Genomic DNA, 11,532 nt, shown 5'->3' on the forward strand with positions numbered 1-11,532 from the left:
GTCTAAAATATTATCCACATAGGGATAACTTTTCCGATAGAATGTCCACACCCTAAGTTGTGGACAAGAGGATAAGCATGCTCATTATCTGGTAAAATGAGGCAAATTATTAAATCAATGAAAAAATTAGGCTATTATCTAATGTAGAGTAGTTTCAATTCACCGGATTGAGAACGCTTGAGCAATGACTGAAAAACCAAAAAAGCTTACAAAGCAAAAAGGTCCTTCAAATAATTCCTTGACAAACATTATATGATGTGCTAAAATTTAAAAATGTCATTAAATATCTACTATATTTATTGCATAGATTGTTAATATGTGTACGGGTGGGTAATGGTTCTGTAGAGCAAAGTATTTTATTGTATTATTATGGCAATAATATTTAAGATAGTCTGATTTTGTATAAAGCGAGGTATTGTAAAGAAAAACAAAGCCTTGCTTTTCATTGTTTCGGTTTAAACATATCGTTAAAATCCCCTCCGGGGATTTGTGGATAAAGGACACGCTAGCGGTATTTGCGTTTTTTTGCTGAATGGCCGGTAAATATTTTTCTTATTTGGGGACGGGGGTGTGAGGCGCTAGATGATTTATCCCGAGAAGGTGGGGGGCAGAGGCCGAAAGAGTTTCGGTAAACTGAAAGAAGTCTTGGAACTGCCCAACCTTATTGAGGTCCAGCGCAATTCCTATGATTGGTTTTTAAAAGAGGGGTTAAGAGAGGTTTTCCATGATATATCTCCTATCCAGGATTTTACCGGAAACCTGGTTCTTGAGTTTTTAGACTATACCCTCGGTGATCCGAAATACTCAGTGGAGGAGTGCAAAGAAAGGGACGTAACCTTTGCCGCTCCTTTGCGGGTCAAGGTGCGATTAATCAATAAAGAAACCGGGGAGGTCAAAGAACAGGAAGTCTTTATGGGAGATTTCCCTCTAATGACCGAAAAGGGCACTTTCATTATCAACGGGGCCGAAAGGGTGATAGTAAGCCAGTTGGTCCGTTCGCCCGGTGTCTATTTTAATGAAATTATCGATCCGACCGGTAAAAAGCTCTACACGGCCACTATAATACCCAACCGGGGCGCCTGGCTGGAATTTGAAACTGATGTCAACGACCATATTTTTGTCAGGATTGACCGCACCAGGAAGATATTGGCAACCGTTCTGGTGCGCGCGCTTGGCTACAGCACCAACATGGTGATTAACGAACTCTTCAACGAGGATAAAAGTATTCAGGAAACCTTGTCCCGGGATAATTGCGACACTGAAGAAGAGGCGCTGGTGGAGATCTACAAGCGCTTGCGGCCCGGGGAGCCGCCTACGGTTGAAAGCGCGAGATCGCTTTTGGAAGCGTTGTTTTTTGACCCTAAACGCTATGACTTGGCTAATGTCGGCCGTTACAAGATTCAGGAAAAACTGCAGCATGGCATTCTTTACCGTTATGGTGAAAACGCCAAAGGGGAAACCGAGTTTGATCCTTATCTGAAAAAAGAATTGCCCAAAGAACGTGAATTTATCAGGGAACTGACCAGGGAAGACATTATTGAGACAGTCAAGTACTTGTTGGGTCTGGTGAGATCGGAAGGTCATGTGGACGATATCGATCACCTTGGCAATCGCCGCTTGCGTTCGGTTGGCGAGTTGCTGCAGAATCAGTTCCGGATTGGTTTGTCCAGAATGGAGCGGGTGGTCCGCGAGAGAATGACCATTCAGGATGTGGATGTGATTACCCCACAGGTATTGATTAACATCCGCCCGGTAGTCGCCGCCATTAAAGAGTTCTTCGGGTCAAGTCAGCTATCCCAGTTTATGGATCAGACCAACCCGCTCGCCGAGCTGACCCATAAGCGGCGTCTTTCCGCGCTCGGACCGGGTGGTTTGTCACGGGAACGGGCAGGTTTTGAAGTGCGTGACGTCCACAATTCACACTATGGCCGGATGTGTCCGATTGAGACACCTGAAGGTCCCAATATCGGCCTGATCGGCTCGCTCAGCACTTATGCCAGGATTAACCCGCTTGGCTTTATTGAAACGCCTTATCGCAAGGTTGATAAGGCTAACAAACGGGTTTCCGATGAGATAGTTTATCTAACCGCGGATAAAGAAGAGGGCTGCGTTATAGCCCAGGCCAACGCGCCGTTGGATGAGGAAGGTCATTTCCAGGAAAACCGGGTCAATGCCCGCTCTCCGGAAATTGTGGTAGTTCCCGCCGACCGGGTGGATTTTATGGATGTGTCGCCAAAACAGGTATTCAGTATAGCGACGGCGTTAATTCCGTTTCTGGAACATGATGACGCAAACCGGGCCTTGATGGGAGCAAACATGCAGCGCCAGGCTGTTCCTTTATTAAAAACGCAGGCGCCCCTGGTCGGCACCGGGATTGAATATAAGGCCGCCAGGGATTCCGGGGTGGTGGTGATTGCCAAAAATCCGGGTATTATTGAGCAAGTAACCGCGAACGACATTATTGTTAAGACGGACGCCAGGTATGAGGGAACATGGCCCTATGATATTTCTAGCGAAACAAATGAAACACTAGCCAGAAAGGGCGATATAATTACCGAAGCCGTGGTTGAAATGCTGAAGAGAACAGGGCTGCTGGAAGAAATCCCTGCTCATATGAGACAGACATTATACCGGCTGAAAATTTATAATATCCCTGTTTCACAAGTAATGGATGAAAAAAAATACCATGTGCCTCAAATAAAAGAAATCAGGGCCTTGAAAGATATTTATGCGCCTGACAAGGCAGAAATTCACATTAAAAAAGATAAAATAATAAACAAGGGGGATTTGGATAGCCTGCAGCGTAAAGGAATCAAGACCTTTTCGATAGCAGTCGATTTGAATCTGGTTTACCGGCCGGCCGGCATTGACAAATACAAGCTGTTGAAGTTTACCCGCTCCAACCAGGGCACGTGCATCAACCAAAAACCCATTGTACAGCGGGGTGACCGTGTGGAAGCGGGCCAGGTGATCGCCGATGGCCCTTCCACCGACTACGGCGAGCTGGCGCTTGGCCGGAATATCCTGGTGGCCTTTATGCCCTGGGAAGGTTATAACTATGAAGATGCCATCCTGGTTAGCGAGAAGGCGGTAAAGGAGGATTTCTTTACGTCGATTCATATAGAAGAATATGAATGCGACGCCCGCGACACCAAGTTGGGTCCCGAAGAGATCACCAGGGATATTCCCAATGTCGGCGAGGAGATTTTGAAAGACCTGGACTCGCGGGGGATTATCCGGGCGGGCGCGGAAGTGCGGCCCGGCGACATCCTGGTCGGCAAGGTCACGCCCAAGGGGGAAACCGAATTGACCGCCGAGGAACGTCTCTTGCGGGCCATATTTGGCGAAAAGGCGCGTGAGGTAAGGGATACCTCCCTTAGAGTGCCGCACGGTGAAGCAGGTAAAATTGTTGATGTGAAGGTTTTTTCAAGGGATAACGGAGATGAACTGCCGCCCGGCGTGAACCAGTTGGTGCGAGTGTATATCGCCCAAAAAAGGAAAATTTCCGAAGGCGACAAGATGGCCGGACGCCACGGCAATAAAGGTGTTATTGCCCGCATTTTGCCGGAAGAGGATATGCCTTTTCTGCCGGACGGCACACCGATAGAAATAGTCCTGAACCCCCTGGGCGTGCCTTCCCGGATGAATATCGGGCAGGTTTTGGAGGCGCACCTTGGATGGGCCGCCAAGGCGCTGGGCTACCATGTGGCCACGCCGGTGTTCAACGGGGCCTCGGAAAAGGACATTCTTGATAAACTAAAGGAAGCGGGACTGCCTGAGAGCGGCAAGATGCAGCTGTATGACGGGCGCACGGGAGAACCTTTTGACAACCCGGTAACAGTGGGTTACGTATATATGCTAAAACTGGCCCACCTGGTGGACGACAAGATTCACGCGCGTTCCACCGGACCTTACTCGCTGGTTACCCAACAGCCGCTGGGCGGCAAAGCCCAGTTTGGCGGACAGCGTTTCGGCGAGATGGAGGTGTGGGCGCTGGAGGCTTATGGCGCGGCCTATACCCTGCAGGAGATCCTGACCGTGAAGTCGGACGATGTGGTCGGCCGGGTAAAAACTTACGAGTCCATCGTCAAAGGGGAAAATGTGCCGGAACCAGGTGTGCCGGAGTCCTTTAAAGTACTGATAAAAGAACTGCAGAGCCTTGGGCTGGACGTCAGGGTATTGTCTGAAGACGACCGGGAGATCGAAATTAAAGAAGTCGAAGAGGATATCACTGAAACAGCGAAAGAGCTGGGTATTGACATACAGCAAGAAGAATTGCCTGAAGTCGTCAATCATGAAGATTACGACGACGATGTGGACGAAGAGGGGTTTAATGAAGGTTATCAGGAAGATGATTTCGAACTGGAAGACGAGTAACTCCAGAAGGAGGGATTCTTTTGCTGGAATTAAATAATTTTGACCGTATCCGCATCGGCCTGGCGTCTCCCGAACAAGTCATCAGCTGGTCCAGCGGTGAGGTGAAAAAACCCGAGACAATCAATTACCGTACTTTGAAACCGGAAAGAGACGGGTTGTTCTGCGAGCGTATTTTTGGGCCGACCCGTGACTGGGAATGTCACTGCGGCAAGTATAAACGTGTCCGTTACAAGGGAGTGGTTTGCGACCGGTGCGGGGTTGAGGTGACCCGTTCCAAAGTGCGCCGGGAGCGCCTCGGTCACATCAAGCTGGCCGCCCCGGTTTCGCACATATGGTATTTTAAAGGTATTCCCAGCCGGATGGGCTTGCTGCTGGACATGTCTCCGCGCGCTCTGGAAAGAGTTTTGTACTTTGTTTCATATATTGTCACCGATCCCGGCGAGACCGGGTTAATCAAAAAGCAGCTGCTTACTGAAACGGAGTACCGGGAGCACAGGGAAAAATACGGCAATGTTTTTAAAGCAAGCATGGGCGCTGAAGCCATCAAGATTCTCCTGGAGGAAATCGACCTGGAGGAACAGACCAAAGAGCTTCGCCAGGAGCTGAGAGACGTCACCGGCCAGCGCAAAATCAGGGCGATCAGGCGTCTGGAAGTGGTGGAGGCTTTCCGCAAATCGGGAAACCGGCCGGAGTGGATGGTGCTGGACGTGGTTCCGGTGATTCCTCCCGAGCTTCGTCCCATGGTTCAATTGGATGGCGGGCGTTTTGCCACTTCTGACCTGAATGATCTGTACCGCCGGGTGATCAACCGCAACAACCGTCTAAAAAGATTGCTGGATCTGGGCGCGCCGGACATTATCGTCAGGAATGAAAAAAGAATGCTCCAGGAAGCTGTGGACGCCTTGATTGACAACGGACGCCGGGGCAGGCCGGTTACCGGCCCGGGCAACCGCCCTTTAAAATCGCTGAGCGATATGCTGAAAGGAAAGCAAGGACGCTTCCGCCAGAATCTTCTTGGCAAGCGGGTTGACTACTCCGGCCGCTCGGTTATAGTTGTCGGTCCGGATTTGAACATCCACCAGTGCGGCTTACCCAAAGAAATGGCTATTGAGTTGTTTAAGCCTTTTGTCATGAAACGCCTGGTGAATGATGGCCACGCCCATAACATTAAAAGCGCTAAGCGCATGGTGGAAAGGGTGCGCCCGGAGGTTTGGGACGTGCTTGAAGATGTGATCAGCGAACATCCTGTGCTGCTTAACCGCGCTCCCACCTTGCACCGCCTGGGCATCCAGGCTTTCGAGCCGACGCTGGTGGAAGGAAAGGCCATTCAGATCCATCCGATGGTTTGCACGGCTTATAACGCCGACTTCGACGGCGACCAGATGGCCGTGCACGTGCCCCTGTCCGCGGAGGCGCAGTCAGAGGCCAGGTTGCTGATGCTTTCCTCAAATAATATTTTGAACCCCAAGGACGGCCGCCCGGTGGCCATACCTACCCAGGACATGGTTTTGGGCATCTACTATCTAACCGTGGAAGAGCCCGGCGTACAGGGAGAAGGGAAGGTTTTTAAAGACCGCGAAGAGGCTGTGATGGCCTATTACAACAATGTTATTTCCCTGCATGCCAGGATAAAAGTGCGGATGCCCGATAAAAGCATGCTTGAAACCACTGTCGGCAGGGCTATTTTTAACGAGGTTATACCTCCTGAATTAGGGTATATTAACCAGATAGCCGATAAAAAAGTGTTGAGCAGGGTCGTTGATGACTGTTACCGGCAGCTGGGTTTTTCAGCCACCACCAAACTGCTGGATGGCATTAAAAAACTGGGCTTTACTTTTGCCACTAAAGCGGGAGTAACCATTGGCATTCAAGATATCACGATTCCGGAACGGAAAAAGGAAATTCTCAAGGACGCCGAACAGCAGGTTGAGAAAGTGGAGCTGCAGTACCGCCGCGGCCTGATTACGGAAGACGAGCGCTACCGGAAAGTAATCGGAATCTGGAACGAAGCCACGAGAACAGTGACCGAAGCGCTGAATGAAACGCTTGGCCGCTTTAACCCGGTATATATGATGGCCAATTCCGGTGCCCGCGGCAATATCCAGCAGATCCGCCAGCTTGCCGGGATGCGGGGCCTGATGGCTGATCCCTCCGGCCGGATTATCGACCTGCCGATTAAGGCGAACTTCCGGGAAGGCCTGACCGTTTTGGAATATTTCATTTCCACCCACGGCGCCAGAAAAGGCTTGGCCGACACCGCGCTGCGCACGGCCGACTCCGGTTACCTGACCCGCCGTCTGGTGGACGTCGCCCAGGATGTGATCGTCAGGGAAATTGACTGCGGCACTTCACAGGGCATTACCGTCGAGGAGATTAAAGACGGCGCCGAAGTTATTGAAAAAATTGAAGACCGGATTATCGGACGGGTAGCCCTTGAGGATATCAAGGTGGAAAAAGCCAATGGCGATGTGGAGATTATAGTAGAAGCGGATGAAGAAATTACTGAAGAACATGCTGAGAGGATTATTAAAGCAGGTATAAAAAAAGTGAAGATTCGTTCCGTTTTAACCTGCAAAACCCGTTACGGCGTGTGCATCAAATGTTACGGGCGCAATCTGGCTACCGGCCGCAATGTTGATATCGGTGAGGCTGTCGGCACCATTGCCGCTCAAAGCATCGGCGAGCCGGGCACCCAGCTTACCATGCGCACCTTCCATACCGGCGGCGTGGCCGGGGATGATATTACCCAAGGCTTGCCGCGGGTGGAAGAGCTTTTCGAGGCACGGCGCCCCAAGGGGCAAGCTATTATCGCCGAGGAGGCAGGCGTGGTCGAAGTACGTGAAATCAAAGGCCGCAAGGAAATTGAAGTTACCGCCGCAGACGGCGAAAAAGCTGTTTATCAAGTGCCTTACGGAGCGCGTCTCAAAATTAAAGACGGTGACCAGGTTGACGCCGGTGATGAATTGACAGAGGGGTCGGTAAACCCGCATGACCTGCTCAAGATCAAGGGAGTACAGGGTGTGCAGATTTATCTCCTGCAAGAGGTGCAGCGGGTTTACCGGCTGCAGGGTGTGGATATTAACGATAAGCATATTGAGGTAATGATCAGGCAAATGCTCCGGAAAATTAAAATAGATGACCCCGGCGATACCGACCTGCTGCCGGGCGGCCTGATTGACATATTCGAGTTTGAAGATGAAAATGCCCGGGTTGAGGCGTTGGGGGGCGAACCGGCCACCGCCAAGGCGGTGCTGCTGGGTATTACCAAGGCTTCTTTAGCCACTGATTCATTTCTGTCCGCCGCGTCTTTCCAGGAGACTACCAGAGTGCTTACCGAGGCGGCGATTAAGGGCAAGTTGGACCCGCTCATCGGCCTGAAAGAAAACGTGATCATCGGCAAGCTGATTCCGGCCGGCACGGGGATGTCCCGCTACCGCAACATCAGCATCAATATCATAAATGAAGAAGGGGTGGATGAGCAGGAGTATGACGGTGACGAAGATATAATCGAAAGTGACCAGGTGCAGGATGATTTTTTGACGACGACTGTATAACTCATTAGAAGTCAGGAGTCGGTAGACAGGAGTCAGCAGTCGAATAAGAGAACTGGTTATCGTTTCGTATTATTCTGAATACTGACTACTGAATTCTGTCTCCTGAATAGTACAATATTGACAATGGCATCTTGTGGTGATAAGATACTAAAGTGTCCGGATTTCAGGGGGTTAAGCAGTTATGGCTTATGAACTGCTGCTATCAGCGCGAAAAAAAACCGTAGGCGCGAAACAGACACTTAAAGCAATTGAGCGGGGGCAGGCCAAAGTGGTGTATATAGCGCAAAACGCTGACAGGCACGTGGTCGAACCAATCCTCCGGATGTGCGCTGCAAAGGGTGTCCGGGTAATCGAGGCGGACTCCATGCAGGCGCTGGGCAAAGCCTGTGGTATTGAGGTGGGCTGTGCTTCCGCGGCTGTCATTGAGGAATAAGCTGCTTGAAGTGCAAAATTAGAGGTAACTACCCAGGAGTCAGGAGCCGGAATGACAGAAAGGCTTATCGTCTAAAATATTCTGAATGCTGACTACTGACTACTATGATTAGCCGGGAAGGAGGTGTTTTATAGTGCCAACTATTAGCCAACTGATCCGCAAAGGCAGGGAGGAAATGAATAAAAAGTCCACCGCGCCGGCGCTGAAGGAGTGCCCGCAGAAACGGGGCGTTTGCACCAGGGTGTACACGACTACACCGAAGAAACCCAACTCCGCTTTGCGTAAAGTTGCCCGGGTCAGGCTTACCAACGGCATTGAGGTAACCTCCTACATTCCAGGCATCGGACATAACCTGCAAGAGCACTCGGTTGTTCTGGTGCGCGGCGGCAGGGTAAAGGACATACCGGGTGTCAGATATCATATTATTCGCGGCTCACTGGATTCCGCGGGTGTTCAGAACAGGAACCGTGGGCGTTCAAAATACGGTTCTAAGCGGCCTAAAAAATAGCCGGTACTGTTTTGGTGACATTATATTCGCTGCAAAGGGGGGAAAAGTAGTGCCGAGAAGAGGGGCTATTGCCAAACGGGAAATCCTGCCCGACCCTGTATACCGGAGCAAGGTTTTAACCAAGCTGATCAACCAAGTGATGCAGGACGGCAAAAAAAGTCTTGCCGAGGCGGTTGTCTACGGTGCTTTGGATATGATCAAGGAAAAAACCGGCAAAAACCCGTTGGAGGTTTTTGAACTGGCGATGAAGAATATCATGCCGGTTCTTGAAGTAAAGGCCCGCCGGGTTGGCGGGGCCAACTATCAGGTTCCGATAGAAGTGCGGCATGACCGCAGGCAGACGCTGGGTATCCGCTGGCTGACCAGGTATTCCAGGGAACGGGCCGGCCGGACCATGGCGGATAAACTTGCCAGTGAAATTATGGACGCGGCTGCGAACACAGGCGGTTCCGTAAAGAAAAGAGAAGACACTCATAAAATGGCTGAGGCTAATAAAGCATTTGCGCATTATCGTTGGTAAGGGGGAGCTTGATGGCGCGTCAGTTTTCGTTGGATAAAATTCGAAATATAGGAATAATGGCACATATTGACGCCGGCAAGACCACCACTACCGAGCGGATACTGTTTTACACAGGCAAAGTGCATAAAATAGGGGAAGTGCACGATGGCGCGGCGACGATGGATTGGATGGTCCAGGAGCAGGAAAGGGGCATCACCATTACTTCCGCGGCAACCAGTTGCCGGTGGCGTGATTCACAGATTAATATTATCGACACGCCAGGGCACGTGGACTTCACTGTGGAGGTAGAACGTTCTCTGCGCGTGCTTGACGGCGCGGTGGCGGTTTTTTGTTCAGTGGGGGGCGTCGAACCGCAGTCTGAAACAGTATGGCGTCAGGCCGATAAATACGGTGTTCCACGGATAGCCTTCATCAATAAAATGGACCGCGTAGGGGCCGACTTCCACCGTGGAGTGAAAATGATTAAAGAGCGTTTAGGCGCCAACCCGGTGGCTTTGCAAATACCCATCGGAATGGAGGATAAGTTCCATGGTGTCATTGATTTAGTCAGAAACAAGGCAATTATCTATATTGATGAATTGGGTGTCGACAGCGAGGAAACCGACATCCCGCCGGAACTGGCTGAAGAAGCGAGTATATTTAGAAACAAGTTGATTGAAGCGGTTGCCGAATCTGACGAAAATTTAATGATGAAGTATGTTGAAAACGAGGAACTTACGGAAAAAGATCTTCATGAAGGCATTCGCAAAGCTACTCTGGCTGTGCAGATAATCCCGGTGCTATGTGGTTCCGCTTTTAAAAACAAAGGTGTGCAACCTCTGCTGGACGCGATTGTGGACTATTTACCGGCGCCCACGGAAGTGCCGCCCATGCGCGGGGTTGACCCGGAGAGCGGCGCTGAAGAAATCCGGGCGGCCAGGGATGATGAACCTTTTGCCGCTTTGGCATTTAAAATAATGGCCGACCCTTATGTTGGCAAGTTAACCTTTTTCCGGGTTTATTCGGGGAGCCTGCAGTCCGGTTCATATATTTTCAATTCAACCAAGCACAGGCGGGAGAGAATCGGGCGTATTCTGAGAATGCATGCCAACCACCGGGAGGATATCACGGAAGTGTTTGCCGGGGATATTGTCGCCGCAGTGGGCTTGAAGGCGACCAGCACCGGAGACACTCTGTGTGATGAGAAAGCGCCGGTTTACCTGGAATCCATGGATTTTCCGGAGCCGGTTATCCATGTGGCCATTGAGCCGAAAACCAAAATGGATCAGGAGAAAATGGGGATTGCCCTGCAGAAGCTGGCGGAGGAAGATCCCACTTTCCGGATTAATACCGACGCTGAAACAGGCCAAACGCTGATATCGGGCATGGGAGAATTGCACTTGGAGATAATTATTGACCGGATGCTGCGTGAGTTTAATGTGGAAGCGAACGTAGGCCGGCCGCAGGTTGCTTACAAAGAAACCATCAGGAAGAAGGTTAAGGCTGAAGGTAAGTTTGTCCGCCAGTCAGGCGGGCGCGGTCAGTACGGTCATGTTGTTTTGGAGATCGAGCCGCGGGGGCCGGGCTCAGGATATGAGTTCACGAGCAAAGTCATTGGCGGGGTTATCCCCAAAGAGTATATTCCGGCTGTTGACGCGGGCGTTAAGGAAGCCCAGGAAAACGGCATTTTAGCCGGTTTCCCGATGGTGGACATCGGGGTCACCCTGCTGGACGGTTCGTACCACGATGTGGACTCATCCGAAATGGCTTTTAAAATTGCCGGTTCCATTGGGTTTAAGAATGCCGCCGGCAAAGCCGGCGCGGTTCTGCTGGAACCGGTAATGAAGGTGGAAGTCGTGGTGAACGACGAGTACATGGGTGACGTGATCGGCGATGTGAACTCCCGGCGGGGCCGGATCGAGGATATGGAGCCGCGCAACGGGATGCAGATAATCCATGCGCTCGTGCCGTTGGCGGAGATGTTCGGCTACGCGACCGACCTGCGTTCGCGCACACAGGGGCGCGGCACCTACAGCATGCAGTTTAGCCATTATGCTGAAGTTCCGCAAAATATCGCGGAAGGAATTATTGCCAGACGGCAAGGGTAAAATATGGGTAGCCGGAATTATAGAGCGTCAGCAAGTAGGATTAACTGTTTGCA

General features: G+C 51.0%; 6 protein-coding genes. All 6 read left to right on the forward strand.

Annotated elements, in window-relative coordinates:
- Positions 1-582 precede the first annotated feature (582 nt).
- The 6 genes from rpoB to fusA all read left to right on the forward strand — a co-directional run bounded on the left by rpoB (position 583) and on the right by fusA (position 11,479).
- Positions 583-4,377, forward strand: coding sequence for a DNA-directed RNA polymerase subunit beta (gene rpoB / locus L9W92_RS07200; protein WP_240083078.1), 3,795 nt, complete (start codon positions 583-585; stop codon positions 4,375-4,377).
- A gap of 20 nt (positions 4,378-4,397) precedes the next feature.
- Positions 4,398-7,931 (forward strand): DNA-directed RNA polymerase subunit beta', encoded by a 3,534-nt coding sequence (gene rpoC / locus L9W92_RS07205; RefSeq protein WP_240083079.1) that lies wholly within the window; start codon positions 4,398-4,400, stop codon positions 7,929-7,931.
- A 181-nt stretch (positions 7,932-8,112) separates the two neighbouring features.
- Entirely contained in the window at positions 8,113-8,364 is a 252-nt protein-coding gene (locus L9W92_RS07210) for a ribosomal L7Ae/L30e/S12e/Gadd45 family protein (RefSeq protein WP_240083080.1), read from the forward strand.
- 133 nt (positions 8,365-8,497) lie between these two features.
- Positions 8,498-8,872 (forward strand): 30S ribosomal protein S12, encoded by a 375-nt coding sequence (gene rpsL / locus L9W92_RS07215; protein WP_240083081.1) that lies wholly within the window; start codon positions 8,498-8,500, stop codon positions 8,870-8,872.
- 49 nt (positions 8,873-8,921) lie between these two features.
- Positions 8,922-9,392 (forward strand): 30S ribosomal protein S7, encoded by a 471-nt coding sequence (gene rpsG, locus L9W92_RS07220; protein ID WP_240083083.1) that lies wholly within the window; start codon positions 8,922-8,924, stop codon positions 9,390-9,392.
- 11 nt (positions 9,393-9,403) lie between these two features.
- The gene (gene fusA, locus L9W92_RS07225; protein ID WP_240083084.1) at positions 9,404-11,479 is read left to right on the forward strand and encodes an elongation factor G; all 2,076 of its coding nucleotides are present in this window, start codon (positions 9,404-9,406) and stop codon (positions 11,477-11,479) included.
- Positions 11,480-11,532 lie beyond the last annotated feature (53 nt).

The sequence above is a fragment of the Pelotomaculum terephthalicicum JT genome (genome assembly GCF_022410535.1).
Lineage (GTDB): Bacteria > Bacillota > Desulfotomaculia > Desulfotomaculales > Pelotomaculaceae > Pelotomaculum_D > Pelotomaculum_D terephthalicicum.